The organism is Pseudomonas sp. MYb118 (assembly GCF_040947875.1).
Classification (GTDB): domain Bacteria; phylum Pseudomonadota; class Gammaproteobacteria; order Pseudomonadales; family Pseudomonadaceae; genus Aquipseudomonas.
In genome coordinates, this window is the sequence record NZ_JBFRXN010000001.1 from 177,926 (window position 1) to 201,685 (window position 23,760).

The window sequence follows — 23,760 nt, forward strand, 5'->3', positions numbered from 1 at the left end:
AGGCAGCTTCGGAAAAGCTGCTTCCCACTCGATATCATGGAGCAACATCATGCGTACTGGTTACTTCTACTCCCTGGTTTTTACCCTTCTTACCACGACCTCCCTCGCCTTGAACGCTGCGCCCACGGTCAAATCAGAGGCTGCCAGCGCGCCGCTTGTCCTGGAGCTCGCGCCCCAGGCTCAGTCCGAAAAAATCGACTTGAACATGGCTGATGCATCGACGCTGCAGCGCGAGTTGTCGGGAGTGGGGGAGGCGAAAGCCAAGGCCATCGTGGCTTACCGAGAAAGTAATGGGCCGTTTGCGTCGGTAGATGAGTTGCTGGAAGTAAAAGGTATCGGCAAGGCGATACTGGATAAGAATCGCGAGAAAATCGAAGTTCATTAAGTCAGCAAGAACGATAGAGAGCTGGAGTTATCCAGCCCTCTATCAAGGCGAGTTTCATGCCAATCGAAAAATACGCCGACTCAATACAAGCGCTACACCCAAGGCGAAGCCGAACAACAGACCGAAACCGGCAATCAAGGTCTTCAGCGGTCTGATAGGGGAGTGAGGCTCCGACGCTGGCTTATCTATTTGAACCAATCGCAATTGATCAAAATTGATTGCCAGGTTTTTCAACCTTGCCAAGTCAGCTCGGCTATCGCCATAACCCTTGATGAACAGTTCCGGGTTGGCTCGATCTTTCAGCGCTGCTACTTCACGGTTGCTCGCCAGGAGGCTCAGTTCTTTTTGAATCTGGTCGATCCGAGGCTCGGTAAAATCATCCGAGCGGCGAGAAGCTAGAGTCGCACGTTCTGCTTCAAGCGCCAGTTGGCCCATGAAATACAGCGGGATTTGCTGGTTGTTTACTTCGGTACGAATAGTGTTGCCTTCCCGTTGATTATCCACTTCAGCCAGGGAGGAGGGGGTAGAGGGCTTGGATATGCCCAACTGCTTGGCGATGCCTATGGCCTCATCCAACTCCTTGATGCGATTCTGCCGCCGAGTATGGAGTTGTTGGCGAAGTGCGTTCAGCTCGTCCAGAAGATTCTGCTTCTTGATTTCATCCTGCTCAAGAAGTTTTGCAATATCTGAACTGGTATTCACCTCATAAGAAACTCTGTGGGAATACAGGTCGTTTTCAATTTTCTCGATTCTGTTGGCGGTCAGCGTCTTCAGGTTGGATTCAATCTTGTTTTTTTCACTCTTGACTACAAACGCCGTGAAGTCGCGGACGATTCCGACGCCATCGATCCCGTTGGGGTATCTCAACGTGAGCTCGATGGAATCCGAGAGGCTTGCACTTTTCGTCGAGTCAACTTGCTTCAATGAAAAGGCGCTGCCGTTAAACGCTTCGAATGCTTGCTCGATTGTTTTGCCGGAAGTGCTGCCCGCAGGTATCAGGTATTGCGGGTAGGCGGTGAAAAATTTCAAGCGAACGTCGTACGACTCCATGGCTGCGCCAATCCGGTGTAACGACTCCAGAGGGCTTATTTTATAGAGGCCTGTGCCATTCAGTTCGTCAAGGGCCGTAACGCCCACGGGTCTGAGAGATGTGCTGGTTTCATAGACTGGCGTTACCAGTGATGCGTAGGTAAGGGCGGCGGCAAAACCAATTCCAGTAAATAGTAAAACAATTGCTCGCTGCTTCCAGATGCTTTGTACTATCTCCCTTATTTCAATTTTGTCGAGGTTATTGTCATACACTATTTTGGCTGGAGTGTTCATTTCTCACTCAAATATTGTCGGCAACGGTCCAGAAGTGTCCGGATTTATTGCCAGACCGGGTTAAAAATTCCTGAGGTAGCAGTTTCAGTTTTGTTACACATTTCATTTTTGCCGATCGAGTATTAAACCGCAAGTGTAAAAGTGTTCGAACCCACCGAGATAGACGCCTTGGTGCCTGTTTAAGGCCGCCCGTCATACATTTGCGGTTGGGGGAGAATTGTTGCCGACCTCACAGGCGAGAGATCAATCCACTTCTATCGAGCGCGGGCATCCAATAAACGGCTATTGTTAATTTTTGTTATTCGAATAGGTTCTTCCTGCAAAAGCCAGTGGCACAACCCTCGACGTTGTCCCTTGATGGGGCCAAGGTGAAAGCGCCATCTGTCGCCATGAAAAATTATGTGTGTAATATTTTTATAGATTATGTATATAATTTTTGCGCCCCAGGGCTCACCTGAGCACTGGGGGTTCGTCTTCATTCATCCACGGAGCACTGAAATGAATTCTGTCCAGACCCAAGGCACCGCCCTAGTCACCGGTGCTTCTTCCGGAATTGGCGCCATCTACGCAGACCGCCTGGCCGCGCGCGGTTTTGATTTGTTATTGGTCGCTCGCGATCAGGATCGGCTGGAGATCGCGGCCAGCCAGTTGCGTGCCCAGCACGGCGTTCAAGTTGAGGTACTGAAGGCAGACCTGACTGAAAAAGACGATGTCCTGAAGCTCGAGCAGCGCCTTCGCAGCGATTCCAGTATCAGCCTGCTGTTGAACAATGCCGGTGTGGCGGCCGATGGGTTGCTGGCTAATGCCGATCTGGACCAGTTGGAGCGCCTGATTCAACTGAATGTAATCACGGTTACACGCCTGGCCTCGGCGGCCGCCGCCGGCTTTGCCAAGGCTGGCCGCGGCATCATCATCAACATTGCTTCGGTCGTGGCGTTGTTCCCCGAGCGTTTCAATGCCACCTACAGCGCGAGCAAGGCCTATGTGTTGAGCCTGACCCAGTCGTTGAACGCCGAGCTGGACGGCACCGGGGTCAAGGTGCAGGCGGTACTGCCTGGCGTCACTCGAACGGAAATCTGGGAGCGTTCCGGTATTGACGCCAGCCAGATTCCGGCAGAGATGGTCATGGAGGCAGGCGTAATGGTCGATGCCGCGTTGTCGGGGCTGGATCAGGGGGAACTGGTCACCATTCCTTCGCTGCCGGACGCGAGCGAGTGGAGCGCCTTTGTTGCTGCCCGTCATGTGATGGCGCCCAATTTGTCCAAGAGCCAAGCGGCGACGCGTTATAAGTAATGCACCCTAAAGTGGAGGACGTTGCGGTATGAATGACCGTCGAGTGGTAGTGACAGGCATGGGATTGGTTTCGCCGCTGGGTAGCGGTGTCGAGGCGGTCTGGTCGAGATTGTTGGCCGGGCGTTCCGGAATCAGGCATTTACCCGATGAGGTGGTGGTCGATCTGCCGGCTAAAGTTGGCGGTTCGGTGCCGACTCAGACCGATGACGCCGAAGCGGGTTTCGATCCAGACCTCGCGACGCCACCTAAAGAACAGAAGAAGATGGACCGTTTCATCATGTTCGCCATGGAGGCTGCACGTCAGGCTATTCAACAGGCCGCTTGGCAACCGCAAGCCGCTCATGACCAGGAACGCACGGCGACGATCATTGGGTCAGGGGTTGGCGGTTTTGGTGCGATTGCCGATGCGGTACGCACCACGGACAGTCGAGGGCCGCGGCGTTTGTCGCCATTCACTATCCCGTCTTTTCTGGTCAATCTTGCCGCCGGCCATGTGTCGATCCAGCACGGTTTCAAGGGACCGCTGGGTGCTCCGGTAACGGCGTGTGCTGCCGGGGTGCAGGCGATCGGCGATGCGGCACGCTTGATCCGTGCGGGTGAGGCGGATATTGCCTTGTGCGGCGGCGCAGAAGCGGCGATTGATCGTGTCAGCCTGGCCGGGTTCGCGGCTGCCCGGGCTTTGTCCAGTGGCTTCAATGACACGCCGGAGCGGGCCTCGCGCCCATTCGACCGCGATCGCGACGGCTTTGTCATGGGCGAGGGCGCAGGCCTCCTGGTCATCGAGTCACTGGAGCATGCCTTGGCCCGGGGCGCGCAACCGCTGGCAGAATTGGTGGGCTACGGCACCAGCGCAGATGCCTATCACCTGACCGCCGGTCCCGAAGATGGCAGCGGGGCGCGGCGAGCCATGTCGCTGGCTTTGGCTCAGGCCGGAATAGAAGCTAGGCAGGTGCAGCACCTGAACGCTCATGCCACGTCTACGCCGGTCGGGGATCTCGGGGAGTTGGCGGCGATCAAGTCGTTGTTTGGTACACAGGGCAACATCGCAGTCACTTCGACCAAGTCAGCGACCGGGCATTTACTGGGAGCGGCAGGGGGAATCGAGGCGATTTTCACGTTGCTGGCCATTCGCGACCAGATCGTGCCGGCCACCCTCAACTTTGATAACCCGGACCCGGCAGCGCAGGGCGTGGACATCGTTCACGGGCAAGCGCGACCGATGACGATCGAGTACGCGCTGTCCAACGGCTTTGGCTTCGGCGGCGTGAATGCCAGCGTACTGTTCAAGCGCTGGCAGGGTTAGCCCTTGTATTGCTTGAGCAGGTCACGGGTGACATCGAGGATACGCTGAGCCAGTTCAGGGCACTCGACACTACGCGACAGCAATAATGCCCCGACCAGGGTAGACATGATAAAGATGCTCTGGTCGGCGGCGTCGTCTCCTTCAAGCGTGTTTTCGATCTGCTCGAGCCGTCCCCTGAGCACGAGATCGGAACTCGGGCTCGGGCGGCCACGCAGTCCAAGCTCCGAGGACATGGTCGGCAAAGGACAGCCCTCATGGGGTGATGTCTGATGCCATTCGGACAGGTAGGTGTCGATAAATGCGTCGAGCGGGCGCTCCTGGGCGAACAGTTCGGCACAAAGACCTTCCACCTGCTCGCACGCCGCCTGCAGCGCCTCTTCCACCAGTTCATCCTTGGACTTGAAGTGCGAGTAAAAACCCCCGTGAGTCAGACCCAGCGCCTTCATCAGGGGTTGCAGGCCGGTTGCACCAATTCCGTCACGACGAAATCGTGCTGAGGCTTCCTTGATAATGCGTTGGTGAGTCTGGGCTTTATGGTCCTGCGAGTAACGCATCTGTGATCTCCGCAACAATGAACCATATTAACCAATGAAAATAAGATGGTGACTGTACTTCTACTTCTAAAAAGCATGCAGATGCGTCCAACTCCGTTGCAGTGCACTGATTGAACTGGCACGGATAGTGATTACTCTCCAGTTTCGGCTGTTATCCCATCACTGATCGAGGATGCGTGCGATGTACAAAGATTATCCAGCGGCCTATCAAGTCAGCAAAGGTTCCGCCTTGCAGGTGGATAAAGACTTTTACGAGCGAATTCGTCAGGCGAAGGAGGGGCGCACGCTGATCGGGCAGTTCGAAGTACCGATCCGCACCGGTCGTGCCTGGAAGGTCCCTGCCGGTCACGTGTTCCGGATCACCACGCCAGTGGGGCCGCAGGTCGGGGATTTCAACGTCTGGAACGCCAATGATCCGCGCGAGCGCCTGTGGGCTGCGAGAACCCGGCAGTTGCAGGGGGCGCACGTCAGCACCCATGACCGACTCTGGTCCAACCTGCCTTTTCTACGGCCGTTGGTGACAATTACTGATGACAGCCTGGCCGCATACGGTATCGACGAGCACGGCGGTCGTTTGCACGACCTGCTGGGTACCCGTTGCGATCCCTATGTGAACAAAATGCTCACCGGCGAGGATTTCCATCATCACTGCCATTCCAACCTGACGCGCGCGGTGCTGCCCCATGGCCTGACCGAGTTCGATGTCCATGATGTGTTGAACATTTTTCAGTGCACCGGGCTGAATCATGACGATATGTACTTCATGAAGGCTTGTCCGGCGCAGAAGGGCGACTACCTGGAATTTTTTGCCGAGATAGATCTGTTGTGCGCGCTGTCGACCTGCCCGGGCGGTGACCTTTCAGTCGCCATGTGGGGGCCGGATGCGCAGGATCCGCTCAGTGTCTGTCGCCCCCTTGGTGTGGAGATTTATCGCTTGGAGGAGTCGTTGCTCGAGGGATGGAGTCAGCCGGAGCGTGCGGCGTACAACGGACTCCATGGCTTGCAGATCGCCAAACCGGATTGGGAGAAATAACCCGCCCCTTCTCCCTGTAGGAGCGAGCTTGCTCGCGATGGTGGCCCAGACACCGAAGGCGTTCAGGCAGCCCGCGTCGTCGTTGGCGACCATCGCGAGCAAGCTCGCTCCTACAGGAGATACAAAGTATCAACGATCGTGCGCATCCTTTGCGTCCGCTTCAGCATTGCGCTCAGCTACGCGTTTGCGCTGTTCATCGGTCAGTTCGACCTTGTTGGCGGTGTCGCGCAGCATCATCAACCCGCCAACGATCGAGCCGATTGCAACGACCAGAATCAACCAGGCATACCAGGGCATAAGACTCTCCTTGAAGGCAGCGGATGGCGAATGTCGCCAGCCGATGGTACATACGACTTTGAGTGATGCATTTTCGCGGTGGTTCCGTTGTGCGACAAGCCTGTCGCTGGCCGAAGCCTGTGTGCTCGGAGGCGATCCGACCTTGTGTAAATTGAGTCGCTAACAAAGGCCGGATAAGGCCAGCAGGGATGGTTTCAATTTGAAAAAAAGATTAGCATGGCCATTTGCGATTGTTTTGATGCCGTGATGACAGCTTAAAATCTTAATTCTAATACATGTTGATAAAAAGGTTGCTGTAGCAGCGAGCGTGCATTTTACCGAGGGGCAAGATTCTATTATTGGTTTTTTGCTTGTTGCTGGAGAGAAACCCCCAGGGTTTCGTAGTGTTTAAGGGATTGGGTACTTAATGCCGGATATAAATAAAGCCAATATATTGATTTGTCTGGGTTGCGCTTTTGCAGTCGCTTCCGGGCAGGTACTGATGAAAGTGGCGAGTAGCTCCTGGAATGACTCCGGGCTGTTAACTGTCAAGACGTTATCCTGGTTGTTCTTTGCGTTTTCGGTCTATGGACTATCGTCGCTGGTGTGGATCTACGTATTGCGCAATGTCCCTCTTTCCCAAGCTTATCCTTTTATGTCGATCACTTTTCTGTTGGTTCCGATCGCCAGTGCAATATTTTTTTCGGAAAAATTCGATTGGATTAATGTCGCCTCCTCGATATTGATAATGGCAGGCATATCCCTGGCTTCGATAGCGCGGCACGGTGTCTCTTAAGGATCAAGGGTTATTACGATGAAACCTACATTGGTGATTGAGCTTAACGAGTTTAATGTCGGGCTTTTACAACAGGCCAGCGAGCGTTTTGGGCTGGAGCATGTAAAGACGGTCCTGAATTGGTCCCATTGTGAGACGCAAGCCGACCATGACAAAGAACACGAGGGGCTCGATCCCTGGTGTCAGTGGGTCTCGATACACACCGAAAAACCCTCGGCGACTCACAAGGTCATCCGCCTGGGGGACGTCGACAAGCTGCAACATTCGCAGATCTGGGAGCGGCTGGGGGAAGAGGGGATCAGCACCGGCGTATGGGGCGTGATGAACGCGAGACGCAATGGCGCCCCACTCAATCGTTTCTTCACGACAGACCCATGGAATTTTACGGAAAGCCCTTATCCCGAATCCATTGCTGGCTTCTTCGCCCTGCCCGTGTACTACTCAAAAAACTACATGGACTTATCGTACGTGCAGGCAGCGAAAGCGGCACTGCGCACGCTGGCCACTACGTTCAGGCAACTGCCACTGGGGACACTCTGGAAAGACCTGATGTTCTTGCTCGGTCAGGTTCGCGGGTCTCGGCTCAATACCTGCTTTTTGTTCGGCGCATTCGAGCTGTTATCGACTCGACTCTTTCTGAAGTTGAGGAAAAAGCACAACCCCGACGTCTGTTTCATCTTCCTCAATCTCATTGCTCACTTCCAGCATCATGACTGGAAAAATGTGAATGAAATTGATGACGGCTCTCGCGCTGTTTTTTCGTTTCTGAATCGAATTCTGGGCATGCTGCTGGCGGAGAATGAAAACCAGCGGGTACTCGTACTCAACGCCTTTACACAGAAAAATGTCAGCCAGGACGCTTTTTATTGCTACCGGCAGATCAATCCTCTCGGGTTTTTACAGCGTATTGGTTTGCAGCCGACGCGCGTCGAACAATGCATGACCAACGATGGCCACGCATTTTTTGCGACCCCGGAGGCGTGCTTGCGTGCCGCTGAATGCCTACGCCAGGCCCGTGTTGCCGGTTCGCCAGCTTTCGCCATTGAAATAGATGAGCGGCAACCGACTCGATTGTTTTACCAGTTCGCATACTGGGGCGGTGCGGATTCAGCCACCCTGCTCGAGATTGCCGATACATCCATACCATTGTTCAGTGAGTTTGCGCTGCATGCGAAGCGGACCGGCGCCCATGTGACGTTGGGCAATGCATACTTCAAGAATCTGGAGCTTCCAGCCGCGACTCCAAATTACGAGATCTTCAAGTATGTCTGGCCGCAAAAGGGATGATGTCCACATTGCTACAACCCAATCACCGAATTTTGATGTTTAGGTCTGCTCATGCTTAATAGTGAAAAGATGGCGGCTAGAATCGCGGTCGTAATCCCCTGCTATAAAACCAAAAAACACATTCTGGATCTGCTCAGCCGAATAGGTGCAGAGGTCTGTGCAATCTACGTGGTGGATGATTGCTGTCCCGAGGGCACTGGGCACTACGTGGAAGCCGAGTGTGATGATCCGCGCGTCAAGGTCGTTTACAACAGCGTCAACCGTGGCGTCGGTGGTGCCGTCATGGCGGGTTACAGTGCCGCGATCAGCGATGAGTGCGACATATTTGTAAAAATCGACGGCGATGGGCAAATGGACCCGGCGTTGATTCCAAGTTTCGTCTCTCCCATCATCGCCGGAGACGCGGACTACGTGAAAGGCAACCGGTTTTTTGACCCCGAGTCGTTGGTCGGCATGCCTTTTATCCGTTTGTTTGGCAATGCGGTATTGTCATTTTTTACCAAGTTGTCTACCGGCTACTGGCATCTGTTCGATCCAACCAACGGCTACACCGCCATTCATTCCGAAGTTGCCAAACACCTGCATTTCCACAAAATCAGCCAGCGCTATTTTTTTGAAACCGATGTCCTGTTCCGGTTGGGGCTTCAGGGCGCGGTGGTCTATGACCTGCCGATGACCGCCCATTATGCGGACGAAGAAAGTAACCTGAACATCAAGTCGGTCATTCCTGAATTTCTGTTAAAGCATTGTCGCAATGCCGGCAAACGGTTCTTCTATCGCTATATCCTGCGAGACTTTTCCCTGGCCACCCTCGAATTCCTGGTGGGCATGATGCTGATCCTGTTTGGCGGCATTTACGGGGCTACGCGCTGGTATGAATCGGCGCAGGGAGGTATTCCGGTTTCCGCAGGTGGGGTCATGCTGGCGGCATTGCCACTGCTCGCAGGCCTGCAGTTTCTGTTGGCGTTCTTTAACTATGACATGCTGGCAGTTCCCAAACAGGCGGTTCATCCCGCTCTCGTGCATCGTTCCAGGGTTGCATCGCACATCGTCGGTAAACAAAAGGATTTGACGTGATGTCGTGGTTGGTTCTACTGCCCCTCGCTTCCATTCTGGGTTATTCGGCAGCGCTGGTCCGGCGCAACCTCATCGGGTGGAGCATTGCTCCGATATCGGTTATCAGCTCGATAGTCCTGATACTTTTTCTGTCGGATTTTCTCTCGCTGCTGCGTCCGGTGAGCCTTTGCCTGACGTTGGCGGGCGTTGGACTGCTCTTTGCGGAAGGCAGCCGTTACGTAAAACTCAACGGGTATCGTGCGCCGTCCGGTTTCGTTTGGGGGTGCGCAGCTGTTGGCCTGGCGACTGCGCTTCTCGTCGACTACAACAGCAATGCTCAGTTCGTCAGCTGGGATATGTTCTCCCATTGGGGAACGATCATAAAGTTGACCGAATTCACCAATACGGCACTGGATCTGAAAAATCAGGGCTATAGGCTTTACTTTCAGGACTACCCACCTGGTACGGCTTACCTGGGCTACTTCTTTGTACGGTTTACCGGTTTCCATGAAAACGTAGCGATTTTTTCGCACGCCATTTTGTTGATGTTTGCTGCCATGCCGGCCATTGCGGCATCGAACATGTCATTCCGGCTGCATGGGCTGCTACTGGTGATCATGACTTTTATAGTCATCCTCCTGATGGGGCAGGGGTGGTCGAGTATCTTGATCGACCAGATAGTGGGCGTGCTGTTTGGTTCGGCGCTTTCCATCTACTGGGTGACCCGCAACAACCCAAAAGCCTGGTGGGCGTTGCCACCGGTTTTTGGTTTTCTGGTCCTGGCCAAGGATTCCGGAGCCAGCTTCACGGTCGCTGCGATAGCGCTCATCGTGGTGTCGCATTGGTACAGGATGCGTACGGCTGCTCGCGAAGTCGCCCCTGTGCGTGGTCTCTGGAAAACACTTCTGGTTTGTATTGTCGTGCCCATTGTCATCAGTCAGTCGTGGGCGGGGCATGTCAAATCTCAAGCGCTGGACCGATCGCTCGCCGGTATGTCAATTACCAGCATGCTCAAACAGGCCACCCACTGTTGCGCAACGGAAAGAGAGCAGGCAATTCTTTCCGGTTTCGCGGAGCGCATGCTTGGCATGGAGCACGGCAGTCTGCATGGAAGTGCAGCCGGCACTAATTCACTCGATAAAATCTTGAAAACACGCTGGGATGCTCCTGGAAAGCTGGTTCTCGCACTCTTGCTGGTGGGGCTCGTCATATGCGTGATGCAGCCAAACAAGGTGGACCGAAACAGTTACGGGTTATTGGTAATCGGGGTAGCCGCCGGCGGAATTTTATATTGCTGCCTGATGCTGTTGTATTACCTGTATGGGTTCAGTGATTACGAGGGGCGAGTACTGACATCGCTGGAGCGCTACTTTGGCTCCTATGCCTTGGGTATGGCGTTCCTGCTGCTGGCGGGGGCCGCGACGCTTCCGTTTGATTCCAGAGTTCGGAAGATGTCTGGTATTGCCCTGTTCGCAGCATTGATCGTTCCCAGTCTGGTGCTGGGACGCACCAGTATTCAGCCTTACCTGTGGTCGGGTGGTCCTGAGTATTTCCCCACAAGGGATGAACTGGTAACGCCGCTGGTCCATCCTTTTGTCGATAAAACCTATCCGCGAGTCAGCGTACTCGTGGTCTGGCAGGCCGACAAGCCTTCTTACGTCGGACTGGAATACTGGATCTTGCGCTATGAGTTGACTCCGCGAACCACTCAGGCTGGTGGCTGTTTCTCCTTTGGCCCCCCTCAGTACGCGGGTGACACGACAACGTGTAACTGGTCTGAGGAAGAGTTCGTTCGAGCGTTGGGTAATTACCATTACGTATTCGTTGGTAACGGGCTTCAATCATTGCAGCGTGCTTATCCTTCCGTCTTCGAGGACGGAGCCTTGCCTGGCAACTCCGGCGTTCTCAGCGTCAAACAATTCGCGGATGGAACCGCAAAACTGAAGCAATGGCAGCCGTAGCGTTTCAGTAAGATTGCTCCCCAACGTCAAGATGACGTGGGGAGCAATTGGGTGATCAGTGTTGGGCATCGTGGATAAAAGCGACCTGTTTTCGGGCCCGCTTTATCCGCTTCTGCCTTTTACAAACCAGTCAACATCCCGTCCGCCGGCGCATTCGCACGCAGTTGCGCCGTCAGCATGAAATACACGAAGCCCACGGCCATGAAGCCCAGGAAGATCAACCCGATCAGCGCGTTGAACCAGGCCATCGCCACCAGGCACACCACCGCCAGTACCAGGGCAATGCTCGGCAGCAGCGGGTAGCACGGCGCGCGGAAGGTGCGTTCCAGGTTGGGTTCGGTTTTGCGCAGTTTGAACAGGCTGAGCATGCTCATGATGTACATCACGATGGCGCCGAATACCGCCATGGTGATCATCGCGGCGGTCAGCGTCATGCCGCCGAGGTTGATCAGGCCGTCGCTGTAGATGGCGGCGATGCCGACCACGCCACCGGCGATGATTGCCCGGTGCGGCGTCTGGAAGCGTGACAGCTTGGCCAGGGACGCCGGCAGGTAACCGGCGCGGGCGAGGGCGAAGAACTGGCGCGAGTAGCCGAGGATGATCCCGTGGAAGCTCGCCACCAGGCCGAACAGGCCGATCCACACCAGCATGTGCAACCAGCCGGAGTTGTCGCCGACCACGGTTTTCATCGCCTGTGGCAGCGGGTCGTTGATGTTCGACAGGGTGCGCCAGTCACCGACGCCGCCGGCGAAGAACATCACGCCCATGGCCAGCAGCACCAAGGTCAGGATGCCGCTGATGTACGCCTTGGGAATCGTGCGCTTCGGGTCCTTGGCTTCCTCGGCGGCCATGGCGGCGCCTTCGATGGCGAGGAAGAACCAGATCGCGAACGGGATCGCCGCAAACATGCCGGCAATCGCTGGTGCGCCGAACACATCGGACCCGGCCCAGCCGTTGAGGGCGAAATTGCTGAAGCTGAAGGCCGGCGCGACCACGCCCATGAACACCAGCAATTCCGCCACGGCGAGGACGCACACCACCAGTTCGAAGGTGGCGGCCAGCTTGACTCCGAGAATGTTCAAGGTCATGAACACGAGGTAGGCGCCGACCGCCGCGTGTTTCGGGTCAAGGGCCGGAAACTGTACGTTCAGGTAGGCGCCGATGGCCAACGCGATGGCCGGCGGGGCGAAGACGAATTCGATCAGTGTCGCCAGCCCGGCGATCAAGCCGCCTTTCTCGCCGAAGGCCCGGCGGCTGTAGGCAAACGGGCCGCCGGCATGGGGAATCGCGGTGGTCAGTTCGGTGAAACTGAAAATGAAGCAGGTGTACATGGTGGCGACCAGCAACGAGGTCAGCAGAAAGCCGAGCGTACCCGCCACGCCCCAGCCGTAACTCCAGCCGAAGTACTCCCCGGAAATCACCAGCCCGACCGCAATGCCCCACAGGTGCAGGGTGCCCAGCGTAGGTTTGAGTTGTGTGTTCATGCATTTCTCCCTGAACGGTTGGAAAGCTCGAGGGAGGGCGTGTGCAGTGGGCGTGCCATTTTGCAAAAGCGCGTCGTAAAGCGTGGAAAGCTGTCGTATCGGGGATGTTCGCCGCTCGATGGCTGGTTTTTGTGCATCAGTTGGGGGCGTGCTGGTCTGGGATGCCGCTATCGCGAGCAGGCTCGCTCCCACAGGGACTGCGAACATCAATCCATTGTGGGAGCGAGCCTGCTCGCGATGGCGACCCCCCAGACACCGCTGTAACCCCCGGTATAAACGCACTCTTTACACTTTCTTTATGCCCCGCCCACCCCCTCGATCTCGTTCCTTTACAGCCTCCCTCCCGACAATGACTGCACACGCGGCAATACGCCGTTACACGGAGAACTTCCATGAGCGTTCTGGACGGGGTGTCACTGCTGCTGGCAGTGGGGCTGTTCATTTATCTGTTGGTTGCGCTGTTGCGCGCGGACCGGAACTAGGAGCGGCTATGCACAGTTATGACTATTGGCTGATCCTGGCCTTCTTCGCCGTGGTGCTGATACCGGCACCGTTCCTGGGGCGTTTCTATTACAAGGTCATGGAAGGGCAGCGCACCTGGCTGAGCCCAATCCTCGGTCCGGTGGAGCGTGGCTGCTATCGCGTCGCCGGGGTCGATCCGCAGGCCGAACAGAGCTGGCAGAAATACACGCTGGCCTTGCTCGCCTTCAACCTTGCGGGTTTTTTGCTGTTGTTCTTCATCCTGTTGTTCCAGGACCACCTGCCACTCAACCCGCAGAATCTGGCGGGGCAGGAGTGGACGCTGGCCTTCAACACCGCCATCAGTTTCATGACCAACACCAACTGGCAGGCCTACAGCGGCGAGGCGTCGCTGAGCTACCTCAGCCAGATGGCCGGCCTCACCGTGCAGAACTTCGTCAGCGCCGCCACCGGCCTGGCTGTGCTGGTTGCGCTGTGCCGCGGTATCGGGCGCAAATCGGCGCAAACCCTGGGCAACTTCTGGGTCGACATGACCCGCGCCACCCTCTACGGCCTGCTGCCGCTGTGCCTGCTGCTGGCGCTGTACCTGGTGTGGCAGGGCGTGCCGCAAACCTTCGCGCAGTACGTCAATGCAGTGACGATGCAGGGTGTCGATCAGGTCATCCCGCTCGGCCCCGCGGCCAGCCAGATTGCGATCAAGCAACTGGGCACCAACGGTGGTGGCTTCTTCGGCGTCAACTCGGCGCACCCGTTCGAAAACCCGACGGCGTGGAGCAACCTGTTCGAGGTCGCCTCGATCATCCTGATCCCGGTGGCCCTGGTGTTCACGTTCGGCCACTACGTCAAGGACCTGCGCCAGAGCCGCGCAATCATTGCCTGCATGCTCGCGCTGTTCCTGATCGGCGGGGCGACGTCGCTGTGGGCCGAGTATCAGCCCAACCCGAGCCTGAACAACGTCGCCGTCGAACAGACCGCGCCGCTGGAAGGCAAGGAAGCGCGCTTCGGCACCACGGCCACGGTGCTGTGGTCGGTGACCACGACTGCGGCCTCCAACGGCTCGGTCAACGCCATGCATGACAGCCTCAACCCGCTCAGCGGCATGGTCGCGCTGGTCAACATGATGGTCGGCGAAGTGATCTTCGGCGGCGTCGGCGCCGGGCTCTACGGCATGTTGCTCAACGTGCTGATCGCAGTGTTCCTCGCTGGCCTGATGATCGGCCGCACCCCGGAGTACCTCGGCAAGAAGCTGCAAGCCAGGGAAGTGCAACTGCTGGTGGTGACCCTGCTGGTGATGCCGGTGGGCGTGCTGGTGCTCGGCGCGATTGCCGCAAGCCTGCCCGGGCCGATTGCCTCGGTGAGCAACCCCGGCGCGCACGGTTTCAGCCAGTTGCTGTACGCCTACACCTCGGCCAGTGCCAACAACGGCTCGGCGTTCGGCGGCTTTGGTGCCAACACCGCGTTCCACAACCTGATGCTCGGCCTGGGCATGCTGATCGGCCGCTTTGGCTACATCCTCCCGGTACTGGCCCTGGCCGGCAGCCTGGCGATGAAGAAGACCGCACCGATCGGCCAGAACAGCTTCCCGACCCATGGCGCGCTGTTCGTGACCCTGCTGACCGTGACCATTTTGCTGGTGGGCGGCCTGACCTTCCTGCCAACCCTGGCGCTGGGTCCGATCGCTGAACACTTGAGTATGGGCTTCTAAGCCTCTCTATTTAGGAGCTGGATCATGAATATGCCTGCCGTAAAACCCGTCGCTGCCAAGGCGCCGGAACAAGCAAAAACCGCCATCTCTGCCCTGTGGCGCCCGGCACTGGTGCAAGCCTTCGTCAAGCTCGACCCGCGCCAGTTGCAGCGCGCACCGGTGATGCTGGTGGTCGAGTTGACCGCCGTGCTGACCACCGTGCTGTGCTTCATTCCCGACAGCGTCGTGCCGACCTTCGTCGCCGCGCAGATCGCCCTGTGGCTGTGGTTCACCGTGCTCTTCGCCAACTTCGCCGAAGCCCTGGCTGAAGGGCGCGGCAAGGCCCGCGCTGACAGCCTCAAGGCCGGCAGCGAAGGCCTGAGTGCCCGCCGCAAGAATGCCAATGGCAGCTTCGAAGTGATCCCCGCCGCCCGTTTGCGCAAGGGCGACGTGGTGCGGGTCGAGGCCGGGGAGATGATCCCCGGTGACGGCGAGGTCATCGAAGGGATCGCAGCGGTCAACGAAGCGGCGATCACCGGTGAATCCGCGCCGGTGATCCGCGAGTCCGGCGGCGACCGCTCGGCCGTCACCGGCAACACGCGGCTTGTGTCCGACTGGCTGCTGGTGCGCATCACCGCCAACCCCGGCGAGTCGACCCTGGACCGCATGATCGCCCTGGTCGAAGGCGCCAAGCGCCAGAAGACCCCAAACGAAGTGGCGCTCGACATCCTGCTGATCGGCCTGACCCTGATCTTCCTGCTGGTGGTGGTGACCCTGCAACCGTTCGCCCACTTCGCCAATGGCAGCTTGCCGCTGGTGTTTTTGGTCGCGTTATTGGTCACGCTGATCCCGACCACCATCGGCGGTCTGCTGTCGGCCATCGGCATCGCCGGCATGGATCGCCTGGTGCGCCTGAACGTGATCGCCAAGTCCGGTCGCGCCGTGGAAGCGGCGGGGGACGTGCATGTCCTGCTGCTGGACAAGACCGGCACCATCACCTTCGGTAACCGTCGTTGCGCGGCAATCTATGCAGCGCCCGGCGTGACGGCCAAGGAGCTGGCCGAAGGTGCGCTGTTCGCCTCCCTGGCGGATGAAACGGCGGAAGGCAAATCCATCGTCGAATACCTGCGTGGCCTGCACCCGCAACCCGAGCCGGCCAGCGAAGTGCTGACCGCCGTGCCGTTCAGCGCAGAGACCCGCTTGTCCGGCGTCGATTACCAGGGCCGTGTCTACCGCAAGGGCGCCGTGGATTCGCTGCTGGCATTCGTCGGCCTGAAACGTGCCGAGCTGGCCCCGGCCTTGTCCCGCGAGATCGACAAGATCGCCCAGAGTGGCGGCACGCCGTTGCTGGTCTGCGTCGATGGCAAGCTGCTCGGTGCGATCCACCTCAAGGACGTGGTCAAGCCCGGCATTCGCGAGCGTTTCGCCGAGCTGCGCAAACTGGGCATTCGCACGGTCATGGTCACCGGCGACAACCCGCTGACCGCTGCGGCAATTGCCGCCGAAGCGGGCGTCGACGACGTGCTGGCCGAAGCCACCCCGGAGAAAAAACTGGCGCGCATTCGCCATGAACAGAACGACGGTCGACTGGTCGCCATGTGCGGCGACGGCGCCAACGATGCCCCGGCCCTGGCCCAGGCGGACGTCGGCATGGCGATGAACGACGGCACCCAGGCGGCGCGCGAAGCGGCGAACATGGTCGACCTCGACAGCGACCCGACCAAGTTGCTGGACGTGGTGCAGATCGGCAAGGAACTGCTGGTCACCCGCGGGGCGTTGACCACCTTTTCCATCGCCAACGACGTGGCCAAGTACTTCGCGATCCTGCCGGCGCTGTTCGCCTCGATCTACCCGCAACTGGGGGTGCTCAACATCATGCACCTGAGCAGCCCGCAGAGCGCGATCTTGTCGGCCATCGTGTTCAACGCCCTGATCATCGTGGTGTTGATCCCGCTGGCCCTGCGCGGCGTACGCGTGCAGGCGGCGAACGCGGCGGCGCTGCTGCGACGCAACCTGCTGATCTATGGCCTGGGCGGGATCCTGGTGCCGTTCGTGGGCATCAAGGCGATCGACATGCTGCTCACGGCGTTGCACCTGGTCTGACCAACACACCCACCCTGTAGGAGCGAGCTTGCTCGCGATGGTCGTCAACGATAACGCTGGATGCCTGACACCCAGCGGTGACCCCGAGCCCATCGCGAGCAGGTTGAATCCCCACAGGTTTGTTCTCTGATTTAGAGGAATTAGAAATGTCCACAATGATACGTCCAGCCCTGAGCCTGCTGGTGCTGATGACCCTAATCACCGGCGTCGCCTACCCCCTGGTCGTCACCGGTGTCGCCCAGGTTGCCTTCCCCGACCAGGCCAACGGCAGCCTGGTGCGCGACGCCGAGGGCAAGGTGCGCGGTTCGGCGCTGATCGCCCAGGATTTCGTCGGTGACGCCTGGTTCCACCCACGGCCATCCGCCGGTGCATTCGCCACGGTGTCGAGCAGCGCGAGCAACCTGTCGCCGAGCAACCCGGCGCTGGCCACTCGGGTGATCGACGATGCCAACAAGCAGTTGGTGCCAGGGCAGGGCCCGGTACCGTTGGCGCTGTTGACCACGTCGGGCAGCGGCCTCGATCCGCACTTGCCACCGGCGGCGATTGCCTATCAACTGGCGCGTGTCGCCCAGGCGCGCAACCTGCCGGTGTCGACCTTGCAGCAGTTGCTCGAGGCGCACATCGAACAGCCGCTGGTGGGACCGCCGGTGGTGAATGTGCTGGCGCTGAACATGGCGTTGGAAAAGCTGTAGATCGGCGTAACGGCCAATCGCGAGCAGGCTCGCTCCCACAGTGGTTCGGCGTACACAGGACCAATGTGGGAGCGAGCCTGCTCGCGATGGCGGCCCGACAAACACCTCATCAACATCAGAAAAACGAGACCCCCAGCATGAGCAACTCCGGCCGCGCCGACGCCCTCCTAGCAGACCTGCCCCGCGACGGCCGTGGCCGGCTCAAGGTGTTTCTCGGCGCCGCGCCCGGCGTTGGCAAGACCTACGCCATGCTGCAAGCCGCGCACAGCCAACTGCGCCAGGGGGTCAAGGTTATCGCCGGTGTCGTCGAAACCCACGGTCGCGCCGAGACCGAGGCATTGCTCGGCGGCCTGCCGCAGCAGCCGCTGGTGCGCTCGGAGTACCGTGGCGTGATGCTCGAGGAAATGGACCTCGACGGCCTGCTCGCGGCCAGGCCGAAACTGGTACTGGTCGACGAACTGGCCCACAGCAACGCCCCCGGCAGTCGTCACGCCAAGCGTTGGCAAGACATCCAGGAACTGCTCGCCGCCGGCATCGACGTGTTCACCACCGTCAACGTCCAGCACCTGGAAAGTCTCAACGATCAGGTGCGCGGCATCACCGGCGTGCAGGTTCGCGAAACCCTGCCCGACTGGGTGTTGCAGGAGGCCTACGAGCTGCTGCTGATCGACCTGCCACCGCGTGAACTGCTCGAGCGCCTGCGCGACGGCAAGGTCTATGTGCCGGAGCAGGCGAGGGCGGCGATCGATGCGTTCTTCACCCAGACCAACCTCACCGCCCTGCGGGAACTGGCGATGCAAACCGCCGCCGCCCAGGTCGACAACGACCTGACCCAGGGCTATCGCCAGCTCGGCCAGGCCGCGCCCACCGTGCGCGGTCGCCTGCTGGTGGGCGTCGATGGCGATGACCAGGCCGAGCGCCTGGTGCGCCATGCCAGCCGGGTGGCCCAGCGCCGACACCTGCCGTGGAGCCTGGTGCACGTGGACAACGGCCGCATGGCCGACGAGCAATCGCGGCTGCGCCTGCAAAGTGCCCAGCAACTGGCGGAACGCCTGGGCGGCGAAGTGGTGTTGCTGCGCGCCGGGGAAGTGGCCAAGACCCTGATCCAGCATGCGGCCGAGCGGCGTGCCAGCCTGGTGCTGGTCGGCCAGTCCCGGCAGCGCTGGCGTCGCCGGGTGTTCGGCGGCGGCCTGGCGTCCCGCTTGTTGCGCGATGCACGTGGGCTGGAAATCAACGTCCTCGACAGCGATCACTCACAGGATCAACCGCGCCAGCGTTTGCCGCGGGCGCTGGTATGGTTCGACTATGCGCTGGCGGTGATTGCGACGTTGCTCGCCAGTGCGTTGGCCTGGGCGGTGGCGAGTGTTTTGCCGCTGCCGAACATCTCGCTGGTGTTCCTCGCTGCCGTGCTGCTGGTGGCGGTGCGCAGCAGCCTCGGCCCGGCGCTGGTCTGCGCCGCGCTGTCGTTCCTGACCTATGACTTCCTGTTCATTCCGCCGAATTTCTCCTTGAGCATCCAGCGCGAAGAAGACGTGCTGACCCTGCTGTTTTTCCTGCTGATGGCGGCGCTCACCGGCAACCTGGCGGCGCGTCAGCGTCAACAGTTGCAGGCGCTGCGCGACACCCAGGAAGAAACCAGCGAACTGCTCGACCTGTCGCGCAAACTCACCGCTGCCACCGACCGTCAGGCCGTGGTCAGCGCCGCCGCGCAACACCTCGACGGCTGGAGCGAATTGCAGGTGTGCCTGCTCAATCGTGATGGCGCGGCCGGCTGGAAAGTCGAAACAGGTGGCCCGCTGCAATTCACCGAAGCCGAACGCGCCGCCGCCGACTGGGCCTGGCAACACGACCAGCCCGCCGGCGCCGGCACTGGCACCTTGCCGTTCGGTCGCTGGTGGTGGTGGCCGTTGTCCGTGGACGATGGGCCATTGGCATTGCTGGGGGTGTGCGCCAGGGAGGGCCAGACCCTGAGCGGGCAGCGCCGACGTTTGCTGACCGCATTGAGCCAGCCGCTGGCCCAGGCCCTGGCACGTGCACAACTGGCGCAAGACCTGGAGGCGGCGCGGCTGCACGGTGAAACCGAACAACTGCGCAGCGCCTTACTCGCTTCGGTGTCCCACGACCTGCGCACGCCGCTGACTGCCATGCGGGGCAGCATCGACAGCCTGCTGGCGCTGGGCGAGGCGATCCCGCTCGAGGATCGCCGCGAGCTGCTCGAAGGCACCCGCGATGAAGCCGAGCGCCTGGATCGCTACATCCAGAACCTGCTGGACATGACCCGCCTGGGCCACGGCGCGCTGAAGCTGGCGCGGGACTGGGTGGCACCGGCCGACATCGTCGGCAGTTCGCTCAATCGCCTGCGGGCGGTGCTGGCGCCGCTCGAAGTCAGCGTCGATGTGCCGACGCAGTTGCCGCTGCTGTACGTTCACGCGGCGCTGATCGAGCAGGCGCTGGTCAACGTGCTGGAAAACGCCGCGCGTTTTTCGCCCCTGCACGGGCGTCTGCAATTGCACGCCGGGGCTGCGGGCGACGAGCTGTTTTTCTCGGTCAGCGATGAAGGGCCGGGGATTCCCGAGGCGGAGCGGGCGAAGATCTTCGACATGTTCTACACCGCTGCGCGCGGGGACCGCGGCGGGCAGGGCACCGGGCTCGGGCTGGCGATCTGTCAGGGCATGGTCGGCGCCCATGGCGGGCGGATCAGCGTCGCCGACGGCATCGAAGGGCGCGGCACCTGCATCACCCTGCACCTGCCGTTGCAGGAGCAGCCCGACGATGAAATCGAAGGATAAGCCGTGAAGCCTGATACCCTTTGGATCTTCCCATGCCACGACCGCCAGCCATGAGCCAGACCTCGACCATCCTGGTCATCGACGATGAACCGCAGATCCGCAAGTTCCTGCGCATCAGCCTCGCTTCCCAGGGCTACAAGGTGCTGGAAGCCGGCACCGGCACTGAAGGCCTGGCGCAAGCCGCACTGAGCAAGCCCGACCTGCTGGTGCTCGACCTCGGCCTGCCCGACATGGACGGCCAGCAGGTGCTGCGCGAGTTTCGCGAATGGTCGACCGTGCCGGTGCTGGTACTGTCGGTGCGTGCCAGCGAAGGGCAGAAGGTCGAAGCGCTGGACGGCGGTGCCAACGACTACGTGACCAAGCCGTTCGGCATCCAGGAATTTCTCGCCCGGGTGCGCGCGTTACTGCGCCAGTCACCGGTGGGCGAGGTCCAGCAGGCGGCGCTGGAGTTCGGCCCGCTGACCGTGGACCTGGCCTATCGCCGGGTGTTGCTCGATGGCGCCGAAGTGGCGTTGACCCGCAAGGAATACGCGGTGCTGGCGCAACTGGCGCGGCACCCCGGTCGGGTGATCACCCAGCAGCAGTTGCTCAAGGACATCTGGGGGCCGACCCACACCGAGGACAGCCATTACCTGCGAATCGTGGTCGGGCATCTGCGCCAGAAGCTGGCGGACGATCCGACCCGGCCGAGGTTCATCGTGACCGAGGCGGGGGTGGGGTATCGGTTGTTGGGGCAGGGGTAGTTTTCAACAGGTGTGTTGTCTGATCCGGCCAATCGCGAGCAGGCTCGCTCCCACAGTGGTCCGGTGTACACAGGCCCAATGTGGGAGCGAGCCTGCTCGCGATTGGGCCGGAAATATCACCCCAGCTCCTCAGGCCTCCCGCTCACTCTCATACCGATCCAACGTATCGCGCGCAATCTCGCGCCCCAGCGCGATCAACTCCGGTGCCTTGTAGAACTCGAAAAACCGGCACACCCGCTTCGGCACGTTGATCAGGATGTCCGGCGGATACCCGGCGATCTTGTACTGCGCCAGCGACGTCTGCATCACCTCGAAACTCTGGTTGATCAGGTCCAGCAGGGACGCCGGCCCGACGTTGTCGACGATGAACGACCCCGTCGCCGATTTCGGCGCGCCGGCGCGCTCCGGAGCGGCGGCCGGTTGCTGGGCGTCCGGCTCGGCGGAGTCGATCCATGGGTTGATCTCGGCGGCTTCCGCGATCAGCGCTTCCTTCTCCAGTTGCAGCAGTTTTTCCGCCTGTTTGCGGCGGAACGGCAGCTTGGAACCGACCGAACTGATCAGGCTGTCGAAGCGGGTCCTGAACGCTGCCGGGCGCTGGATCACTGGCAGTTGATAGTGGCGCTGGTTGGTCGAGTTGAGGTTGACCGCGATGATCAGGTCGCAGTGGCTCGACACCACCGGCACGATGGGCAGCGGGTTGAGAATGCCGCCGTCCACCAGCATGCGGTTGCCCTGCATGACCGGGGTGAACAGGCTGGGGATGGCCGCCGAAGCGCGCATCGCCTGGTGCAGGCAACCTTCCTGGAACCAGATTTCCTGCTGGTTGGTCAGGTCGGCAGCCACCGCCGTGTAGGGGATGCGCAGGTCTTCGATATTGATCTCGCCGACGATCTTGCGGATCTGCCCGAACACCTTTTCCCCGCGTATCGCGCCAAGGCGAAAACTGACGTCCACCAGGCGCAATACATCGAGGTAGTCCAGGCTCTCGATCCAGTTGCGGTACTCGTCCAGTTTGCCGGCGGAATAGATCCCGCCGATCACCGCGCCCATCGAGCAGCCGGCGATGCAGGCGATGTCATAGCCACGACGCTCGATCTCCTCGATCACCCCGATATGCGCGTAACCCCGCGCTCCACCCGAGCCCAGTACCAGCGCGACGCGCTTTTTCATGAATCGCCCTCGTCTGACCAGGTTCAACAATGCACCCAACGAGGGGCGGGGTTCAATCGCCGGAGTCGCTGCCCAGGCTGAAGGCGTCGTTTTTTCGACACTCCAGGAGGGCAGATGGGTATTCTTCCCAGCACTATAGTTTCGGCTGTGGGCCAAGGCACTTTTCACGTGCCACACCGTCTTAACAGCACGACTGTTTTCCAACATTGAGGTGTAAATGATGAAAGCCTGGATCTGTGTGCCGATGATTGCCCTGGCACTGGCCGGTTGTGCCGGCAAAACCGCCTATCGTGAAAGCTGCGGCAGCCAGATTGATGCCGCGTGGCATGAGCTGGACCTGGCCAAGGCCGAGGGTTTTGCCGGTACCGTCAGCTATTCCAAGGCCTTGTCGCTGCTGACCGGCGCCAAGACCCAGCAGCAGTTCGAAGCCTACGAGGGCTGCACCAGCAAGGCGGAAAAGGCACGTTTCTATATTCGTGAGTCCCGGGCTGGCCGTTGAGGCATGATGCAGGCAGTAGCCATTCAAATCGGGGAGTAGAAGATGTCCGCTTTGGTTGATCGGTTGGTTGCCCACGTCCTGGGTATCGAAGTGCGCGTGTTGGCCTGCCAGGCACGGTTGCAGGCCAATACGGACCCGGAGGCCTTGCACGACCTGCGCACCACGGTGCGCCGCTTGCGCAGCCTGTTGCGACCCTTGCGCGGTTTGCCCGGCGTCGAGCAACTGGAGGAGGCGGCGTCGAAGGTTGGCGAACTGACCACGCCGCTGCGTGACCGTGAAGTGCTGGCGGCGTATCTGCTCAAGCACAACCAGCCCGAAGCGGCGCAACGGCGCATGGCAATGATGAAAGAGGCTTATCCGGCGGTGGCTGCGAGTACCGAGCTGTCACAGTTGCTGATCATCCTCGACGCCTTTCCGCGGTTTTTGCGGGCGGCCCAACATCAGGGCTTGCTCAAGGGATTGCGCAAGCACATCGAGAAGCGTCTGGCCAAGCAATGGAAGAAACTCGATGAGGCATTGCACGATCCCGCCCATGACCGTCACCGCCTGCGCCTGCTGATCAAACGAGTGCGCTACGGCATCGAAGCCTATCCGGAACTCGATCGCCTGCCGAAGCCGGCCTTGCCGAGACTCAAGTCGGCACAGTCGGCCCTGGGAGACTGGCACGATGCCTGGCAATGGCTGGCTCGCGCCGAGGAAGAAGCGGATCTGCAACCCTGCGTGGCCGTGTGGAAAACCACCCTGGCCGAGGCGGAAGGCCGCGCCGACAAGGTGCTCGACAAGCTCAGCAAGGCCTGCTTCAAGTCCTGAGCCCAACACCGCCCCCAACTGTGGGAGCGGCGGTGCGAC

At 59.8% G+C, this 23,760-nt stretch carries 21 protein-coding genes; 16 read left to right on the forward strand and 5 right to left on the reverse strand.

What is annotated here, in order from left to right; all coding sequences use genetic code 11:
* The first annotated feature begins 49 nt into the window (after positions 1 to 49).
* A complete protein-coding gene (locus ABVN20_RS00860; RefSeq protein WP_368553316.1) occupies positions 50 to 385 on the forward strand; it encodes a ComEA family DNA-binding protein in 336 nt (111 codons plus the stop codon).
* A gap of 54 nt (positions 386 to 439) precedes the next feature.
* Here the strand turns inward: ABVN20_RS00860 and ABVN20_RS00865 are convergent, their stop codons facing one another.
* Positions 440 to 1,708 (reverse strand): Wzz/FepE/Etk N-terminal domain-containing protein, encoded by a 1,269-nt coding sequence (locus ABVN20_RS00865; RefSeq protein ID WP_368553318.1) that lies wholly within the window; start codon positions 1,706 to 1,708, stop codon positions 440 to 442.
* Between the two features lie 498 nt (positions 1,709 to 2,206).
* On the opposite strand from ABVN20_RS00865, the gene ABVN20_RS00870 reads away from it, so the two are divergent.
* Together ABVN20_RS00870 and fabF are read left to right on the forward strand one after the other, a co-directional pair.
* Positions 2,207 to 3,001, forward strand: a complete 795-nt coding sequence (locus ABVN20_RS00870; RefSeq protein ID WP_368553320.1) for an SDR family NAD(P)-dependent oxidoreductase — start codon at positions 2,207 to 2,209, stop codon at positions 2,999 to 3,001.
* Between the two features lie 28 nt (positions 3,002 to 3,029).
* Positions 3,030 to 4,304, forward strand: coding sequence for a beta-ketoacyl-ACP synthase II (gene fabF, locus ABVN20_RS00875; RefSeq protein WP_368553322.1), 1,275 nt, complete (start codon positions 3,030 to 3,032; stop codon positions 4,302 to 4,304).
* On the opposite strand, the gene ABVN20_RS00880 is transcribed toward fabF, so the two are convergent.
* On the reverse strand, positions 4,301 to 4,858 hold the full coding sequence (locus ABVN20_RS00880; RefSeq protein ID WP_368553324.1) for a TetR/AcrR family transcriptional regulator: 558 nt from the start codon (positions 4,856 to 4,858) through the stop codon (positions 4,301 to 4,303). The two genes, fabF and ABVN20_RS00880, sit on opposite strands and share 4 nt — an antisense overlap.
* A gap of 181 nt (positions 4,859 to 5,039) precedes the next feature.
* Between ABVN20_RS00880 and ABVN20_RS00885 the strand changes: the two genes are divergently transcribed.
* Positions 5,040 to 5,891 carry an urea carboxylase-associated family protein gene (locus tag ABVN20_RS00885; protein ID WP_368553326.1) on the forward strand — a complete coding sequence of 284 codons (852 nt, stop codon included), beginning with the start codon at positions 5,040 to 5,042 and terminating at the stop codon, positions 5,889 to 5,891.
* A gap of 129 nt (positions 5,892 to 6,020) precedes the next feature.
* Here the strand turns inward: ABVN20_RS00885 and ABVN20_RS00890 are convergent, their stop codons facing one another.
* Entirely contained in the window at positions 6,021 to 6,188 is a 168-nt protein-coding gene (locus tag ABVN20_RS00890; RefSeq protein ID WP_368553327.1) for a DUF2897 family protein, read from the reverse strand.
* A gap of 481 nt (positions 6,189 to 6,669) precedes the next feature.
* On the opposite strand from ABVN20_RS00890, the gene ABVN20_RS00895 reads away from it, so the two are divergent.
* The 4 genes from ABVN20_RS00895 to ABVN20_RS00910 are packed head-to-tail and all read left to right on the forward strand — an operon-like array spanning position 6,670 to position 11,267.
* Positions 6,670 to 6,963, forward strand: a complete 294-nt coding sequence (locus tag ABVN20_RS00895) for an EamA family transporter (protein ID WP_368554540.1) — start codon at positions 6,670 to 6,672, stop codon at positions 6,961 to 6,963.
* An 18-nt stretch (positions 6,964 to 6,981) separates the two neighbouring features.
* The gene (locus ABVN20_RS00900) at positions 6,982 to 8,250 is read left to right on the forward strand and encodes a hypothetical protein (protein ID WP_368553328.1); all 1,269 of its coding nucleotides are present in this window, start codon (positions 6,982 to 6,984) and stop codon (positions 8,248 to 8,250) included.
* 51 nt (positions 8,251 to 8,301) lie between these two features.
* Positions 8,302 to 9,327: a glycosyltransferase family 2 protein gene (locus ABVN20_RS00905; protein WP_368553330.1), complete on the forward strand. Its 1,026-nt coding sequence runs from the start codon at positions 8,302 to 8,304 to the stop codon at positions 9,325 to 9,327.
* Positions 9,327 to 11,267, forward strand: coding sequence for a hypothetical protein (locus ABVN20_RS00910; protein ID WP_368553332.1), 1,941 nt, complete (start codon positions 9,327 to 9,329; stop codon positions 11,265 to 11,267). The genes ABVN20_RS00905 and ABVN20_RS00910 overlap by 1 nt, the downstream gene beginning before the upstream one ends.
* Before the next feature lie 119 nt (positions 11,268 to 11,386).
* On the opposite strand, the gene eat is transcribed toward ABVN20_RS00910, so the two are convergent.
* Positions 11,387 to 12,751 (reverse strand): ethanolamine permease, encoded by a 1,365-nt coding sequence (gene eat / locus ABVN20_RS00915; protein WP_368553334.1) that lies wholly within the window; start codon positions 12,749 to 12,751, stop codon positions 11,387 to 11,389.
* Between the two features lie 392 nt (positions 12,752 to 13,143).
* On the opposite strand from eat, the gene kdpF reads away from it, so the two are divergent.
* From kdpF to ABVN20_RS00945, 6 genes are all read left to right on the forward strand, one after another.
* Positions 13,144 to 13,233, forward strand: coding sequence for a K(+)-transporting ATPase subunit F (kdpF, locus tag ABVN20_RS00920; RefSeq protein ID WP_007899818.1), 90 nt, complete (start codon positions 13,144 to 13,146; stop codon positions 13,231 to 13,233).
* 8 nt (positions 13,234 to 13,241) lie between these two features.
* Positions 13,242 to 14,936: a potassium-transporting ATPase subunit KdpA gene (gene kdpA, locus ABVN20_RS00925; RefSeq protein WP_368553336.1), complete on the forward strand. Its 1,695-nt coding sequence runs from the start codon at positions 13,242 to 13,244 to the stop codon at positions 14,934 to 14,936.
* Positions 14,937 to 14,960: 24 nt separating this feature from the next.
* Positions 14,961 to 17,018, forward strand: coding sequence for a potassium-transporting ATPase subunit KdpB (gene kdpB, locus ABVN20_RS00930; protein WP_368553338.1), 2,058 nt, complete (start codon positions 14,961 to 14,963; stop codon positions 17,016 to 17,018).
* 146 nt (positions 17,019 to 17,164) lie between these two features.
* A complete protein-coding gene (gene kdpC, locus ABVN20_RS00935; protein ID WP_368553340.1) occupies positions 17,165 to 17,710 on the forward strand; it encodes a potassium-transporting ATPase subunit KdpC in 546 nt (181 codons plus the stop codon).
* 137 nt (positions 17,711 to 17,847) lie between these two features.
* Positions 17,848 to 20,499 carry a DUF4118 domain-containing protein gene (locus ABVN20_RS00940; protein WP_368553342.1) on the forward strand — a complete coding sequence of 884 codons (2,652 nt, stop codon included), beginning with the start codon at positions 17,848 to 17,850 and terminating at the stop codon, positions 20,497 to 20,499.
* A gap of 50 nt (positions 20,500 to 20,549) precedes the next feature.
* Positions 20,550 to 21,242: a response regulator gene (locus tag ABVN20_RS00945; protein ID WP_368554541.1), complete on the forward strand. Its 693-nt coding sequence runs from the start codon at positions 20,550 to 20,552 to the stop codon at positions 21,240 to 21,242.
* Positions 21,243 to 21,371: 129 nt separating this feature from the next.
* Here ABVN20_RS00945 and ABVN20_RS00950 read toward each other — a convergent pair whose 3' ends face one another.
* Complete coding sequence (locus tag ABVN20_RS00950; protein ID WP_368553344.1) at positions 21,372 to 22,412, reverse strand: patatin-like phospholipase family protein; 1,041 nt, start codon at positions 22,410 to 22,412, stop codon at positions 21,372 to 21,374.
* A 220-nt stretch (positions 22,413 to 22,632) separates the two neighbouring features.
* Between ABVN20_RS00950 and ABVN20_RS00955 the strand changes: the two genes are divergently transcribed.
* Together ABVN20_RS00955 and ABVN20_RS00960 are read left to right on the forward strand one after the other, a co-directional pair.
* A complete protein-coding gene (locus ABVN20_RS00955) occupies positions 22,633 to 22,911 on the forward strand; it encodes a hypothetical protein (RefSeq protein ID WP_368553346.1) in 279 nt (92 codons plus the stop codon).
* 42 nt (positions 22,912 to 22,953) lie between these two features.
* Complete coding sequence (locus ABVN20_RS00960) at positions 22,954 to 23,721, forward strand: CHAD domain-containing protein (RefSeq protein ID WP_368553347.1); 768 nt, start codon at positions 22,954 to 22,956, stop codon at positions 23,719 to 23,721.
* Positions 23,722 to 23,760: the final 39 nt, after the last annotated feature.

Coding starts and splice junctions, on each gene's coding strand:
- ABVN20_RS00860 (WP_368553316.1), top strand. CDS start 50: ATGCGTACTGGTTACTTCTACTCCCTGGTTTTTACCCTTCTTACCACG.
- ABVN20_RS00865 (WP_368553318.1), bottom strand. CDS start 1,708: ATGAACACTCCAGCCAAAATAGTGTATGACAATAACCTCGACAAAATT.
- ABVN20_RS00870 (WP_368553320.1), top strand. CDS start 2,207: ATGAATTCTGTCCAGACCCAAGGCACCGCCCTAGTCACCGGTGCTTCT.
- fabF (WP_368553322.1), top strand. CDS start 3,030: ATGAATGACCGTCGAGTGGTAGTGACAGGCATGGGATTGGTTTCGCCG.
- ABVN20_RS00880 (WP_368553324.1), bottom strand. CDS start 4,858: ATGCGTTACTCGCAGGACCATAAAGCCCAGACTCACCAACGCATTATC.
- ABVN20_RS00885 (WP_368553326.1), top strand. CDS start 5,040: ATGTACAAAGATTATCCAGCGGCCTATCAAGTCAGCAAAGGTTCCGCC.
- ABVN20_RS00890 (WP_368553327.1), bottom strand. CDS start 6,188: ATGCCCTGGTATGCCTGGTTGATTCTGGTCGTTGCAATCGGCTCGATC.
- ABVN20_RS00895 (WP_368554540.1), top strand. CDS start 6,670: ATGAAAGTGGCGAGTAGCTCCTGGAATGACTCCGGGCTGTTAACTGTC.
- ABVN20_RS00900 (WP_368553328.1), top strand. CDS start 6,982: ATGAAACCTACATTGGTGATTGAGCTTAACGAGTTTAATGTCGGGCTT.
- ABVN20_RS00905 (WP_368553330.1), top strand. CDS start 8,302: ATGCTTAATAGTGAAAAGATGGCGGCTAGAATCGCGGTCGTAATCCCC.
- ABVN20_RS00910 (WP_368553332.1), top strand. CDS start 9,327: ATGTCGTGGTTGGTTCTACTGCCCCTCGCTTCCATTCTGGGTTATTCG.
- eat (WP_368553334.1), bottom strand. CDS start 12,751: ATGAACACACAACTCAAACCTACGCTGGGCACCCTGCACCTGTGGGGC.
- kdpF (WP_007899818.1), top strand. CDS start 13,144: ATGAGCGTTCTGGACGGGGTGTCACTGCTGCTGGCAGTGGGGCTGTTC.
- kdpA (WP_368553336.1), top strand. CDS start 13,242: ATGCACAGTTATGACTATTGGCTGATCCTGGCCTTCTTCGCCGTGGTG.
- kdpB (WP_368553338.1), top strand. CDS start 14,961: ATGAATATGCCTGCCGTAAAACCCGTCGCTGCCAAGGCGCCGGAACAA.
- kdpC (WP_368553340.1), top strand. CDS start 17,165: ATGTCCACAATGATACGTCCAGCCCTGAGCCTGCTGGTGCTGATGACC.
- ABVN20_RS00940 (WP_368553342.1), top strand. CDS start 17,848: ATGAGCAACTCCGGCCGCGCCGACGCCCTCCTAGCAGACCTGCCCCGC.
- ABVN20_RS00945 (WP_368554541.1), top strand. CDS start 20,550: ATGAGCCAGACCTCGACCATCCTGGTCATCGACGATGAACCGCAGATC.
- ABVN20_RS00950 (WP_368553344.1), bottom strand. CDS start 22,412: ATGAAAAAGCGCGTCGCGCTGGTACTGGGCTCGGGTGGAGCGCGGGGT.
- ABVN20_RS00955 (WP_368553346.1), top strand. CDS start 22,633: ATGAAAGCCTGGATCTGTGTGCCGATGATTGCCCTGGCACTGGCCGGT.
- ABVN20_RS00960 (WP_368553347.1), top strand. CDS start 22,954: ATGTCCGCTTTGGTTGATCGGTTGGTTGCCCACGTCCTGGGTATCGAA.